Source organism: Candidatus Bealeia paramacronuclearis, assembly GCF_035607555.1.
GTDB classification, from domain to species: domain Bacteria; phylum Pseudomonadota; class Alphaproteobacteria; order UBA9655; family UBA9655; genus Bealeia; species Bealeia paramacronuclearis.
Map to the genome: position 1 here is coordinate 103,276 of NZ_JAVHWZ010000003.1, position 23,479 is coordinate 126,754.

23 protein-coding genes and 1 pseudogene are annotated in these 23,479 nt (G+C 44.4%); 8 read left to right on the top strand and 16 right to left on the bottom strand.

Going from position 1 to position 23,479, the window contains the following annotated elements; translation table 11 throughout:
- Positions 1-80 precede the first annotated feature (80 nt).
- The 5 genes from Bealeia2_RS08760 to Bealeia2_RS08780 all read right to left on the bottom strand — a co-directional run bounded on the left by Bealeia2_RS08760 (position 81) and on the right by Bealeia2_RS08780 (position 8,278).
- Entirely contained in the window at positions 81-1,295 is a 1,215-nt protein-coding gene (locus Bealeia2_RS08760; RefSeq protein WP_331256663.1) for a Bcr/CflA family efflux MFS transporter, read from the bottom strand.
- Between the two features lie 72 nt (positions 1,296-1,367).
- Complete coding sequence (gene rpsA, locus Bealeia2_RS08765) at positions 1,368-3,143, bottom strand: 30S ribosomal protein S1 (RefSeq protein ID WP_331256664.1); 1,776 nt, start codon at positions 3,141-3,143, stop codon at positions 1,368-1,370.
- Between the two features lie 182 nt (positions 3,144-3,325).
- On the bottom strand, positions 3,326-4,591 hold the full coding sequence (locus Bealeia2_RS08770; protein ID WP_331256665.1) for an MFS transporter: 1,266 nt from the start codon (positions 4,589-4,591) through the stop codon (positions 3,326-3,328).
- 74 nt (positions 4,592-4,665) lie between these two features.
- Positions 4,666-5,776, bottom strand: a protein-coding gene (prfB, locus tag Bealeia2_RS08775) for a peptide chain release factor 2 (protein ID WP_331256666.1) whose coding sequence is annotated in 2 segments (ribosomal slippage) — positions 4,666-5,706 and positions 5,708-5,776 — 1,110 coding nt in all. Because the reading frame shifts where the segments join, the coding sequence is not laid out codon by codon here.
- Between the two features lie 12 nt (positions 5,777-5,788).
- The gene (locus Bealeia2_RS08780) at positions 5,789-8,278 is read right to left on the bottom strand and encodes a penicillin-binding protein 1A (protein WP_331256667.1); all 2,490 of its coding nucleotides are present in this window, start codon (positions 8,276-8,278) and stop codon (positions 5,789-5,791) included.
- A 204-nt stretch (positions 8,279-8,482) separates the two neighbouring features.
- Between Bealeia2_RS08780 and Bealeia2_RS08785 the strand changes: the two genes are divergently transcribed.
- The 4 genes from Bealeia2_RS08785 (at position 8,483) to Bealeia2_RS08800 (ending at position 11,446) form a co-directional block, all read left to right on the top strand.
- Positions 8,483-9,466 carry an IS5 family transposase gene (locus tag Bealeia2_RS08785; RefSeq protein ID WP_331255236.1) on the top strand — a complete coding sequence of 328 codons (984 nt, stop codon included), beginning with the start codon at positions 8,483-8,485 and terminating at the stop codon, positions 9,464-9,466.
- Positions 9,467-9,675: 209 nt separating this feature from the next.
- Complete coding sequence (locus Bealeia2_RS08790) at positions 9,676-10,503, top strand: GNAT family N-acetyltransferase (protein ID WP_331256668.1); 828 nt, start codon at positions 9,676-9,678, stop codon at positions 10,501-10,503.
- 3 nt (positions 10,504-10,506) lie between these two features.
- Positions 10,507-10,932 (top strand): hypothetical protein, encoded by a 426-nt coding sequence (locus Bealeia2_RS08795; RefSeq protein WP_331256669.1) that lies wholly within the window; start codon positions 10,507-10,509, stop codon positions 10,930-10,932.
- A gap of 1 nt (position 10,933) precedes the next feature.
- A complete protein-coding gene (locus tag Bealeia2_RS08800) occupies positions 10,934-11,446 on the top strand; it encodes a DNA-3-methyladenine glycosylase (RefSeq protein WP_414437876.1) in 513 nt (170 codons plus the stop codon).
- Between the two features lie 217 nt (positions 11,447-11,663).
- On the opposite strand, the gene Bealeia2_RS08805 is transcribed toward Bealeia2_RS08800, so the two are convergent.
- From Bealeia2_RS08805 to Bealeia2_RS08820, 4 genes and pseudogenes are all read right to left on the bottom strand, one after another.
- Entirely contained in the window at positions 11,664-12,083 is a 420-nt protein-coding gene (locus tag Bealeia2_RS08805) for a hypothetical protein (protein WP_331256671.1), read from the bottom strand.
- Between the two features lie 3 nt (positions 12,084-12,086).
- Positions 12,087-12,344 (bottom strand): annotated as a pseudogene (gene tnpA, locus Bealeia2_RS08810) (IS200/IS605 family transposase); the annotation flags it as partial.
- Between the two features lie 20 nt (positions 12,345-12,364).
- On the bottom strand, positions 12,365-12,823 hold the full coding sequence (locus Bealeia2_RS08815; RefSeq protein WP_331256672.1) for an NUDIX domain-containing protein: 459 nt from the start codon (positions 12,821-12,823) through the stop codon (positions 12,365-12,367).
- Positions 12,820-13,173 carry a cupin domain-containing protein gene (locus tag Bealeia2_RS08820; RefSeq protein WP_331256673.1) on the bottom strand — a complete coding sequence of 118 codons (354 nt, stop codon included), beginning with the start codon at positions 13,171-13,173 and terminating at the stop codon, positions 12,820-12,822. The genes Bealeia2_RS08815 and Bealeia2_RS08820 overlap by 4 nt, the downstream gene beginning before the upstream one ends.
- Before the next feature lie 148 nt (positions 13,174-13,321).
- Here Bealeia2_RS08820 and Bealeia2_RS08825 point away from each other — a divergent pair, with 148 nt between their 5' ends.
- The 4 genes from Bealeia2_RS08825 (at position 13,322) to Bealeia2_RS08840 (ending at position 16,288) form a co-directional block, all read left to right on the top strand.
- Positions 13,322-13,738: a hypothetical protein gene (locus tag Bealeia2_RS08825; protein WP_331256674.1), complete on the top strand. Its 417-nt coding sequence runs from the start codon at positions 13,322-13,324 to the stop codon at positions 13,736-13,738.
- 119 nt (positions 13,739-13,857) lie between these two features.
- Entirely contained in the window at positions 13,858-14,877 is a 1,020-nt protein-coding gene (gene tsaD, locus Bealeia2_RS08830; RefSeq protein ID WP_331256675.1) for a tRNA (adenosine(37)-N6)-threonylcarbamoyltransferase complex transferase subunit TsaD, read from the top strand.
- A gap of 1 nt (position 14,878) precedes the next feature.
- Positions 14,879-15,865, top strand: a complete 987-nt coding sequence (locus Bealeia2_RS08835; RefSeq protein WP_331256676.1) for an NAD(P)H-dependent glycerol-3-phosphate dehydrogenase — start codon at positions 14,879-14,881, stop codon at positions 15,863-15,865.
- Positions 15,866-15,880: 15 nt separating this feature from the next.
- Positions 15,881-16,288, top strand: a complete 408-nt coding sequence (locus Bealeia2_RS08840) for an EVE domain-containing protein (RefSeq protein WP_331256677.1) — start codon at positions 15,881-15,883, stop codon at positions 16,286-16,288.
- 18 nt (positions 16,289-16,306) lie between these two features.
- On the opposite strand, the gene Bealeia2_RS08845 is transcribed toward Bealeia2_RS08840, so the two are convergent.
- Genes Bealeia2_RS08845 through Bealeia2_RS08875 form a run of 7 tightly spaced genes read right to left on the bottom strand, consistent with a single transcriptional unit; the run spans position 16,307 to position 23,319 of the window.
- Entirely contained in the window at positions 16,307-17,050 is a 744-nt protein-coding gene (locus tag Bealeia2_RS08845; RefSeq protein WP_331256678.1) for an SDR family NAD(P)-dependent oxidoreductase, read from the bottom strand.
- On the bottom strand, positions 17,028-17,735 hold the full coding sequence (locus tag Bealeia2_RS08850) for a CvpA family protein (protein ID WP_331256679.1): 708 nt from the start codon (positions 17,733-17,735) through the stop codon (positions 17,028-17,030). Before Bealeia2_RS08850 ends, Bealeia2_RS08845 begins: the two co-directional genes overlap by 23 nt.
- A complete protein-coding gene (radA, locus tag Bealeia2_RS08855) occupies positions 17,725-19,122 on the bottom strand; it encodes a DNA repair protein RadA (RefSeq protein WP_331256680.1) in 1,398 nt (465 codons plus the stop codon). Before radA ends, Bealeia2_RS08850 begins: the two co-directional genes overlap by 11 nt.
- Positions 19,122-19,910: an ABC transporter ATP-binding protein gene (locus Bealeia2_RS08860; RefSeq protein WP_331256681.1), complete on the bottom strand. Its 789-nt coding sequence runs from the start codon at positions 19,908-19,910 to the stop codon at positions 19,122-19,124. The genes radA and Bealeia2_RS08860 overlap by 1 nt, the downstream gene beginning before the upstream one ends.
- The gene (locus Bealeia2_RS08865) at positions 19,907-20,680 is read right to left on the bottom strand and encodes an MlaE family ABC transporter permease (protein ID WP_414437884.1); all 774 of its coding nucleotides are present in this window, start codon (positions 20,678-20,680) and stop codon (positions 19,907-19,909) included. Before Bealeia2_RS08865 ends, Bealeia2_RS08860 begins: the two co-directional genes overlap by 4 nt.
- Complete coding sequence (alr, locus tag Bealeia2_RS08870) at positions 20,680-21,810, bottom strand: alanine racemase (protein WP_331256683.1); 1,131 nt, start codon at positions 21,808-21,810, stop codon at positions 20,680-20,682. The genes Bealeia2_RS08865 and alr overlap by 1 nt, the downstream gene beginning before the upstream one ends.
- A 21-nt stretch (positions 21,811-21,831) precedes the next feature.
- Positions 21,832-23,319, bottom strand: coding sequence for a replicative DNA helicase (locus Bealeia2_RS08875; RefSeq protein ID WP_331256684.1), 1,488 nt, complete (start codon positions 23,317-23,319; stop codon positions 21,832-21,834).
- Positions 23,320-23,479 lie beyond the last annotated feature (160 nt).

The window sequence follows — 23,479 nt, forward strand, 5'->3', positions numbered from 1 at the left end:
ATTAACATACTGGGTGTTGTCAGATTTTTCTAGTGCCCGCGCCTAAAAAATACAAAAACCCTTGGTTTGTATGTATAATTTTATCGGCTTTTAAGGTAGACAAATGGGAAAAAGAGAAGGCTGCAAAAAATAAAGACCATGAAATTGATCAAAAATAAATTCGAAACCGTATCAGGAACAACACCGGCAAGGGTGGCCCCAATGGCGCCCGATCCGATGTGAATTCCTCCCAACAAAGAGGCAGCAGTACCTGCACGTTTAGGATGCTCTGTTAACGCCAAGGCACTGGAGTTACTTTGGATCAACATGGTAAAGACCAGCATCACAACCACAAAGCACAAAAGAATGAAAGGGCTCATCTCAAAGAAAACAATAATACTTCCCGCCAAAAGTACGATGGACAAGTTAATCATGAGCGCCGCCATGATGATTTGACGCCCTGGGGCCCAATCGGCCACCTTGCGGCTGATATAACTCCCCAAGATATTGCCAACGGCAAAAGTTCCCGAAACATAGCCAATCGCCTGAATGGACCACCCAAAGTCAGAATAGATAAAAGGAAACATTGTTGACATGCAAATGGTGCTTGAAAACACAAGGCCTAACGTCAAGCAGTTGACAATAAAGTAAGAGTCGCGAATCAGAATACCATAATTATTGTGAACACCCTTAACAATTTGAAAATGAGTTAATTTTTCTGTGGGCTGAGATGCATTGGTTTCTGACATCGCCAATACCACAAAAAGAAAAATGAGCATGGAGGCGAACGCTAAAAAATAAAAGGTAGAGCGCCATCCAAAATAAGTTTGAAGATAGCCCCCCAATATGGGGGCAACCGCAAGAGACACTGAAATCACCATAACGACGGTCATCATAAATTTAGTGAAATCTTTGCCTGAAAAAAGGTCACGGGCGACGGCTCGGACCACAGCTAGGCATGTTCCAGAAGAGGCCCCTTGGATAAATCGCATCACAATTAAAAAAGGAATCGTTGTTGAAAACGCCGCACCCAAACTTCCCACAATAAAAAGGGTCAAACTAAGAAGGACGAGTTTGCGCCTTCCCAAGAAATCTGAAAATGGCCCTAGGATGAGCTGGCCCAAACCGGCTCCAAAAAAACCAACAGCAATTGTGAGTTTGATCATGAAATCTTGAGATCCGAACTCTTTTGTAATGGCAGGTAAAGAGGGAAGATAAATATATGTTGAAAAAATACCCAAACCTGCAAGACACGACAACAGCCCCACCAACACCCAATGTGGCAAAGAATGAAGAGTTGTGGAAAAAGGTTTCATAAAATCCCCAAAAGAAAACCGTCCCTAAGGGGACGGTTCACTTTATACCAAAAAGAATCTTGGAGTGAAAGCTTAAGCTTCCTCCTCCTTCTTTTTACGTGTGCGCTTTGGTTTTTCTTCAGAAGTTTCTGCTTCTGCTTTTGATGACTTGCTTTTCGCTTTATCAAGGGCAGCACCCAAGATATCGCCAAGGCTCGCACCGCTATCAGAAGAACCATACTCCGCCATGACTTCGCGCTCTTCATCGATCTCGCGAGATTTAATGGAGAGGTTAATTTTCCGCGTATTGCGATCAATTGCGGTCACTTTTGCGTCCACTTTCTCACCCACAGCAAAACGATCAGAGCGTTGCTCAGAGCGTTCACGGGAGAGTTCAGCTTTGCGTATAAATCCGGAAAGGCCACCCGCCAATTTGACTTCGAGGCCAGACTCAAGAACGCCTGTGACTTCGCAAGTTACAATTGCGCCTTTTTTAAAGCTTGCAATGCTTTCTGCAAAAGGATCACCAGTGAGTTGCTTGATACCCAAAGAAATACGTTCTTTCTCAGGATCAATATCAAGAATCTTCACGCGAACTGTATCGCCCTTCTTGTAAGCAGTAACGGCTTCCTCACCAGGAAGATCCCAGGAAATATCAGACATGTGAACCATACCGTCGATATCTTCGGTCAGCCCCACGAAAAGACCAAATTCAGTGATGTTCTTGAGCTCGCCTTCAGCTTCAGATCCCACAGCATACTTCTCAAGAAGAGCTTCCCAAGGATTGCTGACGCATTGCTTGATACCCAAAGAAATACGGCGTTTTGCAGATTCCACATCCAAAACCATGACTTCAACTTCTTGGCTGGAGGAGAGGATTTTCGCAGGGGGTACGTTTTTCTTCGTCCAGCTCATTTCAGAGTGGTGAACAAGACCTTCAATACCTGGCTCAAGCTCAACGAAAGCACCGTAATCTGTTATATTCGTCACGCGACCCATGAACTTCGTGCCCACAGGGAATTTCGCTTCAATAGCCGCCCAAGGATCTTGCTCCAGCTGCTTCATACCCAAAGAAATACGTTGTGTTTCTTGGTTGAAACGGATGACTTGAACTTTGATGCTTTGACCGACAGACAGAACTTCTGAAGGGTGATTAATGCGACGCCATGCGATATCGGTTACGTGCAAAAGACCATCAACGCCGCCCAAATCAATGAACGCACCGTAGTCTGTGATGTTCTTCACAACGCCATCCAAAATTTGACCTTCGGATAATGTGGAGACTAGTTCAGAACGGGCCTCTGCGCGAGACTCTTCAAGAATCGCACGACGGGAGACGACGATATTGCCACGGCTCTTGTCCATTTTCAAAATCATGAAAGGCTGCTCAATGCCCATAAGTGGGTTCACATCACGCACAGGGCGGATATCCACTTGGCTACCAGGCAAGAAGGCGATGGCACCTTTAAGATCAACGGTGAAACCACCTTTGACGCGACCAAACATAACACCTTGGACAGGTTCAGCTTTGTTACAAGACACTTCGAGAATCTTCCAAGACTCTTCGCGACGGGCTTTTTCACGACTCAAAACAGCTTCGCCGTTTTTATCTTCCATACGTTCGAGATAAACATCAACTTTATCACCAACTTTAATCTCGGCTGGTTTTCCGCCAATTGCGAACTCAGAAAGAGGAACGCGACCTTCAGATTTGAGCCCAACGTCAATCAAGACCATGTCTTTATCGACGGTGATGATTGTTCCGGTGATAACGGCGCCTTCAAGGGCTGAATTTTTCTCAAATGATTCGTTCAGAAGGGATTCGAAGTTTTCAATTTCTGCTGAAAAAGCAGTTTGTTCTTTTGCCATGTAAATGGAATTCCTTAAAAATATTTGCCCTTAATCTTCTCGTCAGTTAAGCGCAACAGTGGTTAGAGTGACAGACCTCAGGACAAGATAGGACGAGCTATAAAATCCCTAATTAAACGCAGGATCATAATAAATCTTTCGATTTTCGTCTACTATTTCTTTTGTGTCTCAATCACAGGCATCTAAGCCCTTACCTTACTCCCAAGAATTTCAGATTTCTTTTCGCTAATGAGAAGCATCATAAAACCAAGTGAGCTAATCACAAGAGCCAAAGGAATGACGGAAATCCCCCAGAGGAACGAACTTGCACTATAGGTTGAAATATCAGCACCGCCCCCTTCCACATAGCGAATAATTTGGCCAATAATGCCATGAAAGACGTATCCAAAAATCATAATGATCATATTGGCTGTGGCTGTCATTAATCCAATATTTTTCTCGGGCACATAGGTTGAGGCTTTGTAAATAGCAATAATTTGATAAGCACACAAAACGCCTACAACCACAAACATAATGGAAAGTGTTGTTTGATTCATAATCCCTGAAAGAAGCAATAAAAAGGAAATGGCCATCACCACAGCGCTTAAAATAATAACGCCATAGTCGTTTGTTTTTTCTGCAAAATAGCTCAATACAGGAGCCCCAAAGCACATCCCCACAAAAATAAGTGAAGGCAATCCTGAGGCTGTTTTGTCGTCAAATTGATAGACTTTTTTGAGAAATTGAGCTCCCCACACATCGGCAAATCCTTCAAGTGGACCCACCATGAGCCCTGCTAAAAAGCACACCAAAAGTGCTTTTTTTGTGGTCATGACAGTGCGGATTTCTTCAAAAGCTGTTTCTTCTTTTTCAGCATGGGTGTGGGGTGGAAACATAAAATATGTAATTCCAATAAGCGCAATTCCAATGATTAAAACTCCCCAAATGACATCATGGAATCCATAAAGCATCTTAAGATCATTCACAGGACGTCCACCATAAAGTGCGCCAATCAATCCAATCATAACCGAAAAACTCAGCATGCGTGTAAAGCGATTTTCAGGAAACGTCATGCGAATAATTTTAAACACACCCAAAATGGCCGCGGACGATCCCATGCCCACTAAGAATCTTCCGACAATAGGATAAAGCCAAAAATCTGAAAGGACCAAAGGCAGAGTTCCTAAAACGGTGAATCCCATGAAAAGAGGCAAAATATTCTTAGGACCATAGCGATCCAAAAGGAGCCCCAACGGCAAATGCATGAGAGAATAACCAATATAATAGACACCCGAAAATTGACCGAATACGGCGGAGTCAATTTGGTATTGTGTCATAATATCGCCAATCATGATATTCGGCATTACGCGAAGAATGTATTGGTAGGCATAAAAGAGTGAGGCAATACACCACAATGTCCATTTCATGGTCATGTTCATTTTTGTAGTCACGGAAATATCCTCGTGCATTTAATTATTGGATGATTTTAAACCTGATGAAAAATTTGTAAACGGGGTTTCTGAGAGATTAGTAGCAGCCCGCATTAAGACACTAGCTTTTGCGCCAAGGTAGCTTCCAGAAAATCGTCAATGTCTCCCTCAAGAACACCATTGGCGTTTCCTTTTTCAACACCGGTTCTGACGTCTTTGACCATTTGGTAGGGCTGTAAAACATAAGATCTGATTTGATGACCCCAACCAATTTCTGTTTTGGTACTATTAAGAGCTTGAGTAGCCTCTTCGCGCTTTCGGAGTTCGAACTCATAAAGACGCGCCTTGAGCATATTATAGGCCTGTGCACGATTGCGGTGTTGAGAGCGATCATTTTGACATTGCACCACGATCCCTGTGGGAATATGGGTGATACGAATGGCAGAGTCTGTTTTGTTAACGTGCTGCCCACCAGCGCCTGAGGCACGATAGGTATCCACTCGCAAATCTTTTTCCTCAATTTGGATATCGATATTATCGTCGACTTCAGGATAAACCCAAACGGAGGCAAAACTCGTATGTCGACGAGCATTCGAATCAAAAGGAGAAATACGCACCAACCGATGAACACCACTTTCACCTTTGAGCCATCCATAAGGGTGGTCTGCGGCTTTCGTCTCAACTCTAAAAGTGGCAGATTTGAGACCCGCTTCTTCCCCAGAACTTTCTTCAATCCATTCGACCTTGTATCCATGAGATTCCGCCCAACGGGAATACATGCGAGTGAGCATCAAAGCCCAATCTTGCGCCTCTGTACCGCCGGCACCGGCATTAATTTCCACAAAACAATTATTGGCATCAGCTTCTCCTGAAAGAAGACTCTCAAGACGTAATCTGGCAATTTCTTTTTCAAGACGACCAATGTCAGCTTCCGCCTCAAGGACTGTGGCTTCATCGCCTTCACTTTCCGCCAGTCCGAGTAACTCTTTGGCGTCTTGTGTGTCTTGATCAAACTTTTGAATGCGATCAATAGAGCGCTTGAGTTGATCTTTTTCCTTCATGATGGATTGAGCTTGAGCAGCATCATTCCACAAATCGGGATCTTCGGTTTTGAGCTCGAGTTCTTTTAAACGATCGAGAGATTGATCCCAGTCAAAGATGCCTCCTCAGGAGAACCAATGCCTCCTCGATGGAGCTGAGTTGAGCTTCGATTTCTGCGCGCACAATTATCCTCGTTTAGTAAAGGCCGCCTGTCCCTGAAAAGTCCGGTTGAACCGGCTGAGGCGTAGGCAGTGATGGTCGTAAAGATTCAACATGGTTATAAGATGCTTCTTCCTGAAACTCAAGAGGTTCAGAGGTGATAGTACCCTCAGGCGAAGTTTGCCGTTCCTCAAAGTTTTGATTTTTAAGGGCTTCAAAAATAACGGACTTATCCCCGGGTTGCGCTGGCTGTCCCGTCATTTCATTCAAACGCACAATTTTCATACCCGCAGGCATCTTAAAGGGAATGCTGGGGATGCCTTCCAAGGCATGTTTCATAAAATCAACAAAGATGGGAAGGGCCACGCGTGCACCACCTTCCTTGTCCCCGAGAGGTTGGGGATTGTCAAACCCCACAAAGACCGCTGCGACCAAATTGGGGGTATATCCGACAGACCAAGCATCACGCTCCTCATTTGTGGTTCCGGTTTTGACCGCCAAAATTTTTCCAATCTCCTTGGCGCGTTGTGCCGATCCTGCTCGAACAGCACCCTCAAGCATAGAAGTAATTTGGTAAATACTTCTTGGATCCGCAAGAGTTTCTCCCGTATCCACCAAAAGGGGAGACTCTTGTCCCATCCATTTTTGATCTTTGCAATTGGGGCAAAGCCTTTGATCAGCCTGGTAAAGTGTTTTTCCATGACGATCTTGAATACGATCAATAAGAGACGCTTTGACCTGCCTTCCCCCATTGGCCAAAATGGCATAAGCATTGGCAAGCTTTAAAACCGTTGTCTCCCCGGCCCCCAACGCAATAGCCAATTGAATAGGCACATTATCGATGACACCAAATTTCTCAATAATATCTTTAACGGGTTTCATTCCAATATATTCATGAACCAATCGAATGGTCATCATGTTCAAAGATTTTTGAAGACCAATCCGCAAGGGTACAGGTCCGTAATGATGATCCGTGACATTTTTGGGCGTGTACATGCCTAAGCCCCGGCCCAAAGAAATCGCAATGGGAGAATCTGAGACGATAGTGGCGGGTGAAAATCCACGCTCCATGGCGGCCAAATAAACGAAGGTTTTAATCGCCGATCCCGGCTGACGCAGCGCTTGGGTGGCTCGATTAAATTGGCTTTCAGAAAAACTAAATCCCCCAGACATTGCAAGAACCCGTCCCGAATGGGGATCAAGAGCGATTAAGGCGCCACTGACTTTAGGCACTTGCTCAAGTTTATAGTCGCCCGCCTGACCGCTTAAGGAAACCAAAATAATGTCCCCAATTTGAAGGACGTCTTTGGGAGATTTAATCTCCGGCCCCACTTGATTGGGGGGAATGTGTTTGCGGGCCCATTTCAAATTGGCAAGAGGTATTTTGCCAACAGATCCATCCTTCAGTCCAATTGAAGCCTCTGTTGGTTTGAGTTCAAGGACAAGAGCGGTTTGCCATGGCGAAATACCTGCAGGATCAATAAAACTGGCAAGCTTAGGCATCCAATTTTCAGGATTCGTATCCAAAAGATCCAAATGCCCTACAGGACCTCGGAATCCGTGTCTTTGATCATAAGAGATTAACCCCTGACGCAAAGCTTGATCCGCTATTTTTTGAAGTTTGGGATCCAGTGTTGTCCGAACGGTCAGTCCACCCTCATAAAGAGACGCCTCACCATATTGCGTCACAAGATTCCTGCGGACTTCTTCGGCAAAATAATCGGCATGAACCACATGAGCGGGATCCGATTGTCGTAATGTAATGGGCTCTTCTAAAGCCTCTTTCCCTTCTTCAGTAGTAATGACTTTTTCTTCAACCATGCGCGAAATGACCCAATCTCGCCTTGCCTTTGCTGCTGCATAATTCGTTTTGGGGCTATATCTGCTGGGGGCCTTGGGAAGTCCTGCCAAAAATGCGGCTTCTGCGGGCGTTAGCTCCTCTAAAGATTTGTTGAAATAATTAAGAGCGGCTGCCGCAACCCCATAGGAGCTATTTCCTAAGAAAATCTCATTTAAATAAATCTCAAGAATTCGGTCTTTAGAGAGCGCCTTTTCAATGCGGAACGCCAAGATTGCCTCTTTGATTTTGCGTTCGTAAGAGGCGTGAGTTGAGATACTTGAAAGGAGAAGGTTTTTAGCCACCTGCTGTGTGATTGTGGAGGCGCCCATGGGCCGTTTGTTTGAGCCGATATTCACAAGATTAATAACAGCTGCGCGGATGATTCCTGTAAAATCAAGACCATTGTGTTCGTAGAAATTTTTATCTTCGGCGGCTAAAAATGTTTTAATCACCCGATCGGGGATAGATGTAATGGGAACAAACACGCGTTTTTGAGTTGCATATTCGGCAAAAAGCCGTCCATCGGTTGCATAAAGGCGACTGACAACGGGGGGTTCATATTGGGCAAGTTGCTCGTAATCGGGAAGGCCATTTCCATAATAATAAAGCGCGCAAAAAATAATAGCGCCTGCCGCCACGGCGCCCATAATAATCAATGTGAAAAGCCAGCCCAAAAAGCGCAACATTATTTTTTAAACTCCAAAAAATCCTGATAATGATTTACCAGAGTTTATACTAAAAAGACAATTTCATTTTAATAATCCTAAAAAGATCTTGAAACCCGTTGGCCATAAAAATTCTTGCAGAGTAGATTAAGACCATTGCATAATTGAGGGATGAGGAGAGAAAGGATATACTGAGGAAAGTCCGAAAAGCAGGAGTGATCGAAAATGTCCTTTTTAAATCGTGAAGCCAGAGAGCGTTTAAAGAACAGTCAACTTATCCAAGCTTTTAGCCTTATCGACTGGGAGAGTGTAAAGCAAAATATGGGGAAACTAGGAAGATCTGGCTATGGCCCCAATGGGTACGTACCAGTCAATTTACTGAAGGCGTTGATTTTGCAGGCTTGGCATAGCTTAAGCGATGAGGGGTTGGAAGAAGCCTTGAGGGTTCGGTTGGACTTTATGGTCATCACGGGGTTGGAAAAGGTGCCTGATCATACGACGCTCTGTCGATTTCGCAACTTGTTGATCAGTCAAAACCTTTGGGAATACCTCCTTGCAATGATCAATTATCAACTAGAACAAAAGGGATTAAAAGTGAAAGAATCCCAAGGAGCGATTATAGATGCGACGCTTATCGAATCAGCGGCACGTCCTCGGAAAGAAATGGAGGGGATGGCTGTTGATCGTGAAGAAGACAAGGAATATGCTGTTGAAGAGCAGGTAACCCTTTCCAAAGATCCAGATGCCACATGGCTTAAGAAGGGGAAACGGAGCTATTTTGGGTACAAAGGCTTTATGGTCATTGACCAGGAGGACGGATATATTGATCAGGTTCACGTGACGCCTGCGCATGTCTCTGAAGTGAGAGAGTTGGAAGAGGTTGTGAAGAAGCGTCGAGATAAGAGGCTTTATGGAGACAAAGGGTATGCTTCCCAAGGAAACAAAGACTTGCTGAGGTCTAAGGGGATTAAGAACGGGTTGATGGAGAAAGCGAAAAGAAATAAGCCCTTAACCCATTGGCAAAAAGTATTTAACCGGATGATTTCGAAGATTCGATATAGGGTGGAACAAGGATTTGGAACCTTAAAACGAAAATTCAAATTCACGAGAGCATCCTATTTTACAACACCCAAAGTTCAAGGACAAATGGCCCTAAAAGCCATAGCCTTTAACCTCTTAAAGGCCACAAATAAGGTTGCTTATGGATAAATCAGGCGAGTTAAGTGAGTATTTGAGCAAAAAAAGAACAAAGAGACGAAGAAAAAATATCATCCCCCTCAATTTAAAAAACTCAAAAATTAGCTTTTCAGGACCTCAGTTGGAATTTTTATTAATTATGCAATGGCCTTAGATTGACTATTTTCACAAAAAGGACCATCACTTTCATTAATCATAAAATTCATTTGGGTTGTTGAGTTATGGCTAAATTTCGATTTGAAAAGATTGTGCGTGACAAAGTTCCTCAGATTTTAGAAGTGCAAGGCATTCACTTTGTCCAAAAGGAATTATCTGCCCCAGAGAAAATCAAGGCGCTTAAAGACAAACTTCTTGAAGAATCGCAGGAAGTCCATGAGGCTTCTTCTCCTCAAGATCTTCTCGAGGAAATTGCGGATGTTGCGGAAGTTTTGGATGCAATTTTAGCCCAGTCGCAAATCACATGGGAGGAAGTAAACCTTGCTCGCACCAAGAAAAATGAAAAGAGCGGTGCTTTTCAAAAAAGTGTTTATATTAAAACCGTTGAGGCGGAAGACGGGCATCCGTTGGAGAGCTTTCATTATGAATCCCCCCTCAAATACCCCCGTCTTCACTCTTCAGAAAAAGACGGAATTGAAATCATGCTTCACGAGAATTCATTTACCCCTCTTGATGAGGAGATTTTAAAGCGTCTTCGTGATTTTAATGCTCCTTATTTTGGGTCTGAAAAAGCTCAAAATTTCACCCTTGCTGCACACGAAAACGATGTTCTTATTGGAGGCGCTTCGGGATTTATCAAGCAAGAGAGTTGCTTTTTAAATGTTGTTTTCGTCGATGACTCTCATCGTAAAAAAGGACAGGGGCAAGCGTTCATGAAAATCCTTGAGGATTTTGCAAAATCCAAAGGATGCACAAAACTTGACCTTGAAACTTTTGAATTCCAAGCCCCAGCATTTTATGAAAAGATTGGTTTTCGCGTACTCACAACCACCAAAAATTGGCTGAGAGGACAAACCATCTATTTGATGCGAAAAAATTTAAAGGATATATAAATTATGAAAAAAGATACTCTTTTATTCTCAATTCTGATGCTTTCTTGTGTCGCACCACTTCAGGCAAACCCTGGGTTCAATTGCCCCAAAGCAGAGACAATTTCTTGCAAAATTTTTGATCAAGATCCCAAAAGCTTTGTCTGCACATCAGAATCTGTGAATGTGGGGGAAGGGACTAAAGTTTTAGGAAGTCTTCCTTTTTATGGGCCACCCGTGGATATAATTCCGGGATTTGATTTTGCAAAAGCGCAGTGGGAGCTTGTTTTGGGCGAATACAGCTATGGTTTTCCAGATTGTGTTTATCAAGATAAAATCACAAAAACTCAGATGAATTTCATTTATCGCCCCGAAGATTTAAAACTTCTAACCCCCCTTGAGAATTGTAAATTTCAAGACGTGGGAAAAGCCCCACATATTGTGTGTGAGTGATTTGAATCTCCCTCGCTTGAATCGCGCATATTTTGAAAACCCAACCCTTGAGGTTGCCCAAGACCTCATTGGAAAGGTCATGATCTTTGGCGAACACCAAGGCATCATCACGGAAACGGAAGCCTACATTGGACAAGATGATCCGGCCTGCCATGCAGTCCGTGGAATAACGCCACGAAATGCCGTGATGTTTGGCCCCCCTGGGGTGAGCTATGTTTATTTCATCTATGGAATGTACCATTGCCTTAATTTCGTAACAGAAAAGGAAGGCTTCCCTGCTGCTGTTCTCATTCGGGGATTAAAAATGAAGGATTCAAATATGCACTATGATGGCCCGGGAAAACTCTGTCGCACCTTAAATTTAACCCGAGAACATAATGGATTGGATCTCACCCTTCACCCCACTTTTGGCGTTTATGAGGGAGGCCTCACAATTCCATTTCGAGCAACCCCTCGCATCGGCATCAAACAAGGCACCGACAAACTTTGGCGATTTATAGCCGAAAGGTTTTAATTTTTGGGAAGCAGGGGACGTAAATGCAGAAACTCTTCAACAGTTAACGTAAAACCCTCCTTAAAAAGCATAAATCACCACGTCCTCTGATTCGTGACGGTCCATATATTTTGGTCAGGAATCGTTTTTCGGTCGATAAAATGACAGGTATCTGGCTTTTAGAACGTGAACACTCCACGGGGATTGCCTCATGGAGTGTTCATATAACGCAAATAGATTAGACTACTGCGAAAGGGTCTACTTCCCATCCAAGCATACTCAGAGCCTCATCTATGCCTTTTTGAGTGATTTCGCCATTGGAGGCTTTCATTCCAACAAGATTTTTGCTTATAATTTTATGCAACTCATTATACTTATTGTTTTCGTTCAACCAGTCTTCCAGCGCTTTTTCATTTGTTTTAATGTTTTCTTTCAGTAGGTTGGAATTATCGAGATACATTTCTAGGGCGTCTTTCCTTAATTCCACAGTCTCAAATTTTATTTCATCCTTACGAATTTTTTCAATTGTTGCATCCACCTTTTCCAACTGCCCTTGAAGAGTTTTTATTTTTTTACCGATTACAGAATTTTTCTTTATTTCGGCCAATAAGTGTTCAGCCTGATCAAAAACATTTTCTTCAATAGAGCGTGTCATCAACTACTACCGACTAAAGCCGGTATTTTGGTAAACGCTTGCAAAGAAGAACAACGCGTAAACGCTAGAATTCTGAAATTCTAAAGTCATCTTTTTGTGATGTTCTTCTTGCTGCTCTAAATATTTTTGAACATCCTCTGCATTCACGTTGCCAACAGTCACTGCAAAATATCCTCTTGCCCACAAATGTTGACCCCAATACTTTTTTCTCAGATGTTCGAACTCTTGCAAGAGTTTCCGGCTGCTTTTTCCTTTAAAATATTTTTATTCCAGTTTTTCATGCCTCACCACCTGTCTGAAATTGAATGTGAGTTGAAGTATTCCTCAACCCTGCGTCTTGTAGCAGGAGAAAGATCGGGGGGTAAATTATTCAGAGAAAACCATTTGATTTCATCAATTTCAGGAGATGAAACAGGGACCTGATCAAAATCTTCACAGATATAAAGCGCCACATAATCATGGCGTCCTGCATAAGGATTATAATAAAATCCAAAAAGAGTGAGAGGTCCTTTAGGGCGGATTCCCCCCTCTTCATAAAGTTCGCGACAGGCCGCCTGATGCGGTGTTTCGTGAGGATCCACACCGCCCCCAATACAATGCCAATCCGGCGCATAAGTATGATGTACCAAAAGAATGTAATCCTCTTTTTTAACCAAAATACGCACGCCAATGGTGGTTTTTTGAAAAAGGCTCAAGATGAAATTTTTGCAGCCATGGAGAAAGTTCATTTTTGAAAAATTCACGACCCCTTAAATTCAATAACCATCACTTCAATTGGCTCATTGGATTCGTTAATATCGCCATGGAGTTCGCCTTGAGGATCAGCTTCAAGCCAATAGGCTTTGCTTGTTTCAAAGGTGAGATCTGATGTGCGTCCACCTTCTTCAATCTTTTTCAAAGTTCCGCCTTTAAGCCCCACAACAACGCGAGGCTGCTCGTGGCGGTGCATTTTAAGAGGCTGATTTGGCATAATTATGGTTTTCCAAACTTTGACTTTTTCATTTTCAAATTGAAGCTCACGATGTGTTTTGGGGATTTCACCGCACAACGAAAAGCTAAACATAAAACAAACACATAGCGTCAAAAATTTCATAAAAATTCCTCCTTTTGTATAAGTTGAGAACGATAATCACATTTGGCACATAAGACAAGTTTTGACTTGCTATGGGGGGCGGGGGGGGTATGATAGATTTACTATAAGTAAATAAAGAAAAATAACAATAAACAAGGGATCAAAAAACATGAAAATAGGATTGTCTTTAATAGCGTTTGCCACATTGGCAGGTCTTTCGATGAATTGTGAAGCTACAACGCACAAGGTTAAACTGACTCTTGATAATCAAATTCCGCGTGATTCAATAACCGCTGATTTTACGTTCGTCTTTATGGGGAAAGACCTACCGGTCATGCGCCTCGGATTTAAAGCAGATCAAGGGCAACAGGTTCAGGAAGGAATAGAATTTCACGATGACGTAGAATATAAGCTTAATATTGTCTTTAACCCCGCAAGTAATGAGATTACACCTAATGTTGTGAAATGTGCAACTCCCAAACAAACTATAAAAGTGACCCCCAAAACTCAAGCCTTGTTAATCACCCTTAAAAACGAGTACAATCGGTACTCGTGCTCGTTCATTACTGACCCCCCTCAGGAATAACCCCGTTTCATAAATCCAGATCGCAAGGCTAGGATACTGCCTTTGCGATCTGGATTGTTGATTTTATCCCACTCATTTTTTTCTTGTCGCGCTCTTCCTAACGTGGTTCAACAGAGATTATGCGTGTTCTTGGAATTGAAACCAGCTGCGATGAAACTTCTGCGGCCATTGTGGATGATCAAATGCGGATCCTCTCCCTTGTAGTCGTATCCCAATTGCGCGAGCATGAACTTTATGGAGGGGTCGTCCCTGAAATTGCAGCGCGCGCCCATTTAGACCTCATTGAAAGGATCGTTGAAAAAGCATTTCAGGATGGGAATTGCAGTCTTCAAGATATTGATGCCATTGCTGCTACGGGGGGCCCCGGGCTGATTGGGGGTGTGATTGTAGGAACGATGTACGCCAAAGGTTTAGCACTTTCTCACTCTTTGCCTTATGTGGCCGTCAATCACTTGGAAGGGCATGCGCTTACAGCGCGTCTTGATCCTGGCGTTGAATTTCCCTATCTGCTCCTTTTGATTTCAGGGGGACATTGCCAATTTTTGATAGTGGAGGAGCTGGGCCTTTATCACAAACTGGGGGCCACCATTGATGATGCAGTGGGGGAGGCTTTTGACAAGACGGGAAAACTCATTCATCTCTCCTATCCTGCAGGGCCTCAGATTGAGCATTTAGCAAAAAGGGGGGACCCTCTACGATTTACTTTGCCGCGCCCGTTGTGGAAAAAACCGGGCTGTGATTTTTCATTTTCAGGACTCAAAACCGCGGTGCGTCAAACGCTTCAAGAGATTTCTGAAAAATCCGATCAAGACATTGCCGATCTTTGTGCCTCTTTTCAAAAGACGGTGGGCGATATTTTATGTGACCGTGCTCAGAATGCCATTGAAATGGCCCTTGAAAAAAATCCTAAAATCAAAGATCTTGTTTTGGCAGGGGGTGTTGCTGCAAATGGGTCTTTGCGATTGCGGCTTGAGACCGTGTGTCAAAAGTCAGGACTTCAATTGTTGTGCCCTCCAATGAGTTTGTGCACGGATAATGCGGCGATGATTGCCTGGGTCGGACTTGAGCGATTTCAGCGCGGTCTTTTCACCTCCCTTGATTTTGCACCACGCCCCCGTTGGCCTTTAGATGAGATATGAGATGAAGCAAAAATATACAATCGGAGTTGTGGGTGCAGGCGCTTGGGGCACGGCCCTGGCTATGGCGTTTTCACGCGCACAATGTGAGGTTACCTTGTGGAGCCTCAATTCAGGATTGGTAGAGGCGATTGAGACACGCCATGAAAATACGTTTCGTTTGCCGGGAATTTCCCTTAATCCCCTTATTAAAGCCACCACGGATTTTCAGGATTTAAAGCCCCTAGATGTTTTGGTTTTGGCAACACCTGCGCAAAAATTACGCGAATTTCTGGAAAATTATAGTGCGGATATTTCCAATTCAACACCACTGGTTTTAACATCCAAAGGCATTGAATTGGGCAGTGGAAAACTACTGACCGAAATCATCCCCGAATATTTACCTCAAAATCCAATTGCAATTCTTTCTGGCCCCAGTTTTGCCATGGATGTTGCAAAAAAACTACCTACCGCCGTTACACTGGCCACAACTCATTTGGAATGGGGGCAGGCTTTGACCCATGCCTTTTCCAGTCAATATTTTCGTCCCTATTATAGCGCCGATATGATTGGGGCTCAAATGGGAGGGGCTCTTAAAAATGTTTTAGCCATTGCCTCGGGGATTCTTCAGGGCAAGGGTTTTGGTGAAAATGCAAGAGCTGCACTCATTACCCGAGGCCTTGTTGAAATTCAAAGGCTGGGCGTAACATTAGGTGCCAACCCGGAAACGTTTTATGGACTTTCGGGCGTGGGAGATCTCATGCTCAGTTGTTATTCTGAGCAATCCCGAAATATGTCTTTAGGTATTCAATTAGGCCACGGAAAAGTTTTAAGCAACGAAGAAAGCCCGTTGACCGAAGGTGTTTATACTGCGGCTTCCCTTATGATCTTGGCCAAAAAACATCAGGTCGAGATGCCCATTTGTGAGGCTGTGGATCATATCGTGAATCATAACGGCAATATTGAGACGACTATTGAAAGGCTGCTTTCTCGTCCGCTCAAAGCCGAATAATTTTAAGGAGTCACCATGGCTTATTGGATCATCAAATCAGAACCCGGAAGTTGGTCTTGGGAGATGCAAACCAAGGCCGGTATTACTCATTGGGATGGTGTTCGCAATTATCAAGCGGCCAATAATCTGAAAGCCATGAAAATTGGTGACCTTTGCTTTTTTTATCATTCCGTCCATGAAAAGCAAATCGTTGGCATTGTGGAAGTTGTGAGGGAGGCAGAGCGCGATCCCACAGATCCCACCGGACGATTTGTGATGGTGGATGTAAAAACAGTGAAACCTCTTCTCAAACCTGTAACACTCGACCAAATTAAAAGCGATCCAGATTTAAGACATATTGCCCTGGTGCGCCAAAGCCGCCTTTCCGTTATTCCTTTGGATTCCCAATCTTGGACACATTTGTGTGCTTTGGGCGGGGTTTAATGATTGTTTAATGATTTTCTAACCGAATTTGATTACATCCCCTTCCCTATCCGCAACCTTAACGATTTGGCCATGATAAGGACAGGCGAATTCTGAAAGTCTTACAAAGACTTCTGTGATCTCATCGGGATGAGGGAGGGTCATAGGATCCACGCCAGGCAAAGCTTGAGCATGTTGCTTGGTACGAACTTGACCAGGATCGGCAAGATTGACCTTCAGATTAGTAAGTTTGACTTCTGAGGCGTAGGAAAGCACCATTTTTTCAAGGGCGGATTTACTAGAGAGAAAATTTCCCCAATAGGGCATCTCTTGATGGACAAAACCTGAGGTTGTAAAAATGGCACGTCCCGCATCACTGCGTTTGAGCATACCATCAAAGCAGCGAATCAAATGCCAATTGGCAAAGAAATTCACCGTGAAAAGATCATGAAAAACGGAAGGTGGCATGTCTTGGGTTGGATAAAGTCCCCCTAAAATTCCCGCATTTCCAACGAGAACGTCAAGGCCTCCGAAACGATCAAATGTGGCGGTGGCGAGATCTTCAATTCGAGGGAGATCTTTCAAATCAAAAGGCACCAAAAGGGCTGAGCTGCCCTCTGCTTGAACCACATCATCTACTTTTTCAAGGTCGCTTAATTTGAGATCCACAAGGATAAGTTTAGCCCCTTCTTGCGCAAAGCGTTTAGCAATAGCCGCACCAATGCCGTTTCCAGCTCCGGTGATGAGGGCCACTTTGCCCTCAAGGCGTTTTTTTATCGTCATGGGCATTGAGAAGCCTTTCCATGTCATTAAGCTGATCGGGTTCATATCCCTCGTGCTCAGGTTTGGGGTCTTTTTTAGGTTTTAACGTTGAGAGATTTTGAACTGTTTTTTCAATATCACCCAAATGATTTTCAATGAGATCTTTGGCATCCAAGGGGGGAATCGCGAGTTTTGTTTCAGGCCCCTCCATCAGTTCTTGCGGAATGAAAGAATGAATGAATTGAGCGCCTTCTCGAACCCAAGGCGTACTTTTGGCGGTTCTTAAAGACTCAGGAAGATGCTTGTGCCCGTAGAAAAAAGTAAGTGCCATGAAAATCAGGCAAATAACAACGCCTCCTCGAAACAATCCAAAAAGAAGTCCAAAAGATTTATCAAGACCTCCCAAAATACTAACTTTGATACGATTGGAAACAAGTCTGCTGATAATAATGAGAACGGAAAGACTTATCACAAAAATACCAATGGCCACAACCGCATCCGCGATCATAGGATTTTTGATATATTCTCGTCCCAAAGGTCTTAAAACGGGAAGGCCGTAGACGACGGCTAAAATGGCGCCGACCCAACCCGCAATACCCATGACTTCGCGCGTGACCCCGCGCATGAGTCCAATTAAAGAGGAAAGCGCAATGATTGCGAGAAAAATGCCGTCAACGGCATTAAAGTGGTGGATTTCAGACACCATGGCTCACCTTCTTCATGGGTTCATTCTTAAGAAAAGTACTAACAACTTCCGCCAAATGAGACAATGGATGAATTTCAAATCCAGGGGTGGAAAATGTTTTTTTCCCGCGCCCAGACTCAGGAATAAAGGCTTCTTGGAACCCTAATTTTTGGGCTTCTTTAAGGCGCGCTTCTTGTTGACCCACAACACGAATTTCTCCAGAAAGTCCAATTTCACCAAAAAAGATAGCATCTTGAGGCGTGGGAATATTACTCAAAGACGACAAAAGAGCCGCAGCCACGGCTAAATCCGCAGCAGGCTCTGTAATTCTGAGTCCTCCTGCCACATTTAAATACACATCGCGGCCTACAAAATTAACGCCACAGCGGGCTTCTAGGACCGCTAAAATCATGGACAAACGATTTTGATCCCATCCAACAACGGCCCGCCGGGGAGTGGCTAAATTCGAAGGGGCCACAAGGGCTTGCACCTCAACCAAAAGAGGTCGCGTGCCTTCAATACCTGCAAAAACGGAGGCACCGCTCACCTGACCTTGACGACTTGAAAGAAAGAGTGCGGAAGGATTTGATACCTCCATCAATCCCTTGTCCGTCATTTCAAAAACGCCAATTTCATCGGTCGCGCCAAAACGATTTTTGACCGACCTTAAAATTCGGAATTGATGGCCGCGCTCCCCTTCAAAATAAAGGACAGTATCGACCATATGCTCAAGCACGCGGGGACCTGCGATAATTCCCTCTTTGGTCACGTGCCCCACCAAAATTACGGTCACACCTCGACGTTTGGCCACACGGATAAGCTCTTGCGCACATCCTCGGACTTGAGAAACCGTGCCTGGCGTTGAGTCCAGTGTATCCATATACATCGTTTGAATAGAATCGATAATGGCTACATCTGGCCCTTGAGGATCGTCTAAAGAGGAAATAATGTCGCGCACATTTGTGGTTGCTGCCAAATCCACGGTGCATTTTTCGATCTGAAGGCGTTGCGCGCGAAGTCGCACTTGGGCAATGGCTTCTTCTCCTGAAATGTAAGCACATTTTCCTTTTTTGCTGATGGCTGCAGCCACTTGCAAAAGAACTGTGGATTTTCCAATTCCGGGATCGCCCCCAACCAAAAGAACGGATCCGGGAACAAGACCACCGCCTGCGACGCGATCAAATTCATTCATTCCCGTCACCAAGCGGGGTGCATCTTCCATGTCCCCTTCAAGGGTCATAAAATCAATTTTACGTCCTTTTCCAGAGCCCAATCCTTTGGGCAAAAGATCGGGAGCTGCTTCTTCTACAAGGGTGTTCCAACTTTGGCAGGACTCACATTTCCCGGCCCATTTTGTGGTGCATTCACCGCACGCTTGGCAAACATATTGAACGGATTTTCGTGCCATTAAGCTGCCTCTTTATGAATCGTCTCAAGGTGAATGGGCCCCTTGGGACTTCCCGTCACAAATTGTTCGACATAAGGATTTCCAGAGTGATCAATTCCAGAAGCCGGCCCCGACCAAATGATATGCCCCTCATGAATCATTGCAATACGATCGGCCACATGTCGAGCGCTCGCCATATCATGGGTGATGGTGACAGCGGTGGCTTTGAGATCCTTCACGTTTTTTGAAATAATATCGTTGATGATCCCACAAAAAATGGGATCGAGTCCCGCCGTAGGTTCATCAAAAAAGATAAGTGAAGGCGCTGTAGCAATAGCGCGTGCCAAAGCCACACGGCGCTGCATGCCTCCTGAAATTTCAGAGGGGAAAAGCTCACCCACACCAGCATCAAGACCCACAGATGCGAGATTTTCAAGCGCAATGGCTTGTGCATCTTTTCGGGACATCCCCTTGGCATTAATCAATCCAAAAGCAACATTTTCCCAAACCTTCAAACTATCAAAAAGGGCTGATCCTTGAAAAACGGTCGAGACATTGTAAAGACGCTTTGTTTGTTCACGCACGCTTTCTCCCACGATATTTTTTCCATCAATGAGAATTTCACCGGAATCCGGCTGGATGAGTCCCAAAATGCATTTAATCAGGACAGATTTCCCCGTACCCGACCCCCCAATAATCACAAGAGATTCGCCCTCATAAATATCGAGATTAAGTTTATTTAAAACAACTTTATGTCCAAAAGATTTGGAGAGGTTGCGGATTTGAATTTTGATGTTTTTCTGGCTCATGCGTCAAACAAAATGGCGGTGAGGAGATAGTTCGTAATCAAAATCAAAATGGAAGCCGAGACGACCGCATTCGTCGTGGCTTTTCCGACGCCTTGGGCGCCACCCTTGGAATAATACCCCTGATAGCACCCCATGGATGTGATGATAAATCCAAAAGCGGCAGCTTTTATTAAACCAGAAGCCACATCGGCCCGCTCCAAAAAATCCCAGGATTGTTTGAGGTAGGTGGCTGGATTAAATCCCAACTTATAAACGCTCACCAAATACCCTCCAAAAACGCCGATGATATCAGCCACCATCACAAGAAGGGGCAATGTCAAAACTCCCGCTAAAATTCGAGGGGCAATAAGATATTTGGAAGGATGCGTGGAAAGAGTGGTTAAAGCATCAATTTGTTCTGTAACCCTCATGGTACCAATTTCTGCTGCCATAGAGGCTCCCATGCGCCCTGCCACCATGAGCCCCGCAAGTACTGGGCCCAATTCACGAGTCATGGACAGGATCACAACAGAAGCCACAGCATTTTCTGCATTAAAACGCGAGAATCCCGTATAGCTTTGAAGTGCTAAAACCATACCTGTGAAAAGTGCGGTAAGCCCCACAACGGGCAAAGATAAATACCCAATTTCTAAAAATTGTCGAAGAATTTGCCTAAAAAAATAAGGGGGCTTGAATCCCTCCCAAAGGCTATTGCCCAAAAAGAGGCTAAGACGCCCCACGCTTGCTAAAAATTCTAAAAAGATGCGGCCAATGCCAGCTAAAATTGAAATCACGAGGCAATTTTCTCCAAATTCCGTTGATTCTCTTTAGCATAAAATCGCTCGTAACGAGACCCTAAATTCGTTAAAATTTCCCAAGGCGCCGTTCTTGCCCATTTGGCTACATCATCAAGGCGAATATTTTCGCCCAATAGTTCAACCCAATCCCCAGAACGAATGGGGGCTCCATGATGCGCGGTGATATCAACAGTCATCAAATCCATAGAAATCCGCCCAACAATCGGGAACTTGTGCCCCTGAATAAAAACATATCCCTGATTGCTAAGGCTACGCAAAACACCATCTGCATATCCAATCCCCAAGGTTGCAATACGACTGGAACGGGCGGTTGTAAATGTCGCATCATAGCCAATGGATTTTCCAGCGGGAATCTCTTCAATCTGAAGAATTTTGGCAAAAATATGTGCCACAGGCTTGAACTCAGGAGACGTCAAATTCGATCCATAAAGGGCAAGCCCTGGACGCACGAGATCAAAATGATAGTGTGAACCTAAATGAACCCCCCCCGAATTGGCCAAAGATAAAGACGCTTGCGGCAAAAGATCTTTTAGACGAAGAAACTCTTCTAATTGTTCCTTATTCATCGGATGATCAAATGTATAGGAACACGCCAAATGACTCATAATCAATTTTAAATCAAGAAACTCAAAGAAAGAATGTAGAATTTTTTTAAGGTCTTTCTCATGAAATCCCGTCCGCACAAGGCCTGTGTCAATATGAATGCCACAAGGAAGTTTTTTCTGCGCTTTTAAAGCAACCCCATGCCATTTTTGAAGTTGCTCGAAATGACATAAAACGGGAATAAGGTTATTCTCAATAAGAACTTCCTCCTCCCCTGAAATAAGTGTGGAAAGCACATAAATCTGAGCCTGAGGAAGGACTTTTCGAAGAGACACCCCTTCTTGACATTGAATCACAAAATAAGTCTTGGCGCCTTCTACCCAGAGAACTTCCGCAACCTGCTCCATGCCCAAACCATATCCGTTGGCTTTAACAGCAGGGGCACAGGCTGTTTTCGGTCCAAGCCCGCGACAGAGAATTCTATAATTCTCTCGAATCGCCTCAAGATCAACAATGAGAGTTGCAGGTGTGCTGGGAGAAAAAAAAGAGGGGTTAATCATGTGAGGAATCCACTCTTAACATCAATGTTCATGGGGCAAATAACTCTGTTCAATATAATTCGAGAATTTGGTGAGAGCTCCCTCAAAGTGAAGCTTGACCGTCCCCACAGGACCATGACGTTGCTTGGCGATAATGACTTCTGCCAGATTTCGGATTTGGGTCATATGAACATCCCACTCGCGATATTTATCCGTGCCTGGCGTGGGCTCCTTGCGAGCCTCATAATATTCTTCCCGATAGACGAACATCACAACGTCGGCGTCTTGCTCAATGGATCCTGATTCGCGCAAATCGGAAAGCTGAGGGCGCTTGTCGTCCCGTTGTTCAACGGCACGGGAAAGCTGAGACAAGGCGATGACGGGTACATTTAATTCTTTGGCCAAAGCTTTAAGGCCTCGGGTAATTTCAGAAAGTTCTTGCACACGATTTTCATTTCCCTTGCCGCCGCCTGGGGATCCAATTAATTGTAAATAATCAATAACAATGAGCCCGAGACCTTCTTGGCGCTGTAAACGCCGTGCGCGCGTTCGAATGGCCGGCACGCTCAAGGCCGGAGTATCGTCAATATAAAGAGGAAGCTGACTTAATTCTCGACTCACTTCCACAAATTTAGGGAAGTCATTTTGGCTAATTTCACCGCGTCGGATTTTGTCAGAGGAGACTCCCGATTCTTGACCCAAAAGACGATTGGCCAATTGCTCGGCGGACATCTCAAGAGAGAAAAAAGCCACATGAGCCCCTTCGCGTTTTTGCAATTGAGCTTTGGCGGCATTAAAGGCAATGTTGGTCGCAAGCGCTGTCTTTCCCATGGAAGGACGGCCTGCCAAAATCAAAAGGTCAGACGGGTGAAGCCCACCTAAGCGTTTGTCGATATCCACAAGTCCTGATGTCACACCCACTATGTGGCTGTCCCGTTTGTAAGCAATTTCTGCCGTTTTAATGGCTGCCGTCAGGGCAGAAGTAAAAGTCTGAATTCCACGCTCTTGATGACCTGAGGTCGCAAGATCAAACAGTTTCTTTTCCGCGATCTCAATTTGATTTGAGGCGGTTGTTTCTAAATTAAACGTATGGGCCGTATTGACGACCTCCTCACCGATATCAATCAGTTGGCGGCGCAAATAAAGATCATAAATTTTTCGGGCATAATCTTCGCTATTAATAATTGAGACGATGTTGGTCGCAAGCTCCGCCAGATACTGCCCTCCACCCACATCCTGAAGGGAGGCATCTTTTTCAAAATAATCACGAAGCGTAATGGGATCAGCTACTTGCCCCCGATTAATGAGCGTGCCCAAAGCTTGAAAAATTTTCCCATGCACAGCCGTTGCAAAATGCTCAGGGCGCAAAAATTCAGCAACCCGTTCATATACGAGATTGTTGTGCAAAAGTGCACCCAGTAAAGCTTGCTCCGCATCCACACTCTGGGGAAGAGTGCGTTCCATCATAGCCTCAAGAGAGCTGCCTTCAGAGGAGATCAATTGCAATGCATTTGAAGATTTTTTAACCATGGACTCACGAGATCAAACTGAATTTAGGATCTCACTATATAACCATCCGTCATAAATTTCATCATGGATTTTGAGTTTGAGAAACTAAGGTTAAAATTTAACCTTAGTCCCCAAAACAACGACATCAGATTTTTGTTTTGGGCCCACGGGACCTGCTGTG

Excerpts from the sequence above, each read along its gene's own strand:
- Bealeia2_RS08760 (WP_331256663.1), bottom strand. The coding sequence starts at position 1,295 with ATGAAACCTTTTTCCACAACTCTTCATTCTTTGCCACATTGGGTGTTG.
- rpsA (WP_331256664.1), bottom strand. The coding sequence starts at position 3,143 with ATGGCAAAAGAACAAACTGCTTTTTCAGCAGAAATTGAAAACTTCGAA.
- Bealeia2_RS08770 (WP_331256665.1), bottom strand. The coding sequence starts at position 4,591 with ATGCACGAGGATATTTCCGTGACTACAAAAATGAACATGACCATGAAA.
- Bealeia2_RS08780 (WP_331256667.1), bottom strand. The coding sequence starts at position 8,278 with ATGTTGCGCTTTTTGGGCTGGCTTTTCACATTGATTATTATGGGCGCC.
- Bealeia2_RS08785 (WP_331255236.1), top strand. The coding sequence starts at position 8,483 with ATGTCCTTTTTAAATCGTGAAGCCAGAGAGCGTTTAAAGAACAGTCAA.
- Bealeia2_RS08790 (WP_331256668.1), top strand. The coding sequence starts at position 9,676 with ATGGCTAAATTTCGATTTGAAAAGATTGTGCGTGACAAAGTTCCTCAG.
- Bealeia2_RS08795 (WP_331256669.1), top strand. The coding sequence starts at position 10,507 with ATGAAAAAAGATACTCTTTTATTCTCAATTCTGATGCTTTCTTGTGTC.
- Bealeia2_RS08820 (WP_331256673.1), bottom strand. The coding sequence starts at position 13,173 with ATGAAATTTTTGACGCTATGTGTTTGTTTTATGTTTAGCTTTTCGTTG.
- Bealeia2_RS08825 (WP_331256674.1), top strand. The coding sequence starts at position 13,322 with ATGAAAATAGGATTGTCTTTAATAGCGTTTGCCACATTGGCAGGTCTT.
- tsaD (WP_331256675.1), top strand. The coding sequence starts at position 13,858 with ATGCGTGTTCTTGGAATTGAAACCAGCTGCGATGAAACTTCTGCGGCC.
- Bealeia2_RS08835 (WP_331256676.1), top strand. The coding sequence starts at position 14,879 with ATGAAGCAAAAATATACAATCGGAGTTGTGGGTGCAGGCGCTTGGGGC.
- Bealeia2_RS08840 (WP_331256677.1), top strand. The coding sequence starts at position 15,881 with ATGGCTTATTGGATCATCAAATCAGAACCCGGAAGTTGGTCTTGGGAG.
- Bealeia2_RS08845 (WP_331256678.1), bottom strand. The coding sequence starts at position 17,050 with ATGACGATAAAAAAACGCCTTGAGGGCAAAGTGGCCCTCATCACCGGA.
- Bealeia2_RS08850 (WP_331256679.1), bottom strand. The coding sequence starts at position 17,735 with ATGGTGTCTGAAATCCACCACTTTAATGCCGTTGACGGCATTTTTCTC.
- radA (WP_331256680.1), bottom strand. The coding sequence starts at position 19,122 with ATGGCACGAAAATCCGTTCAATATGTTTGCCAAGCGTGCGGTGAATGC.
- Bealeia2_RS08860 (WP_331256681.1), bottom strand. The coding sequence starts at position 19,910 with ATGAGCCAGAAAAACATCAAAATTCAAATCCGCAACCTCTCCAAATCT.
- alr (WP_331256683.1), bottom strand. The coding sequence starts at position 21,810 with ATGATTAACCCCTCTTTTTTTTCTCCCAGCACACCTGCAACTCTCATT.
- Bealeia2_RS08875 (WP_331256684.1), bottom strand. The coding sequence starts at position 23,319 with ATGGTTAAAAAATCTTCAAATGCATTGCAATTGATCTCCTCTGAAGGC.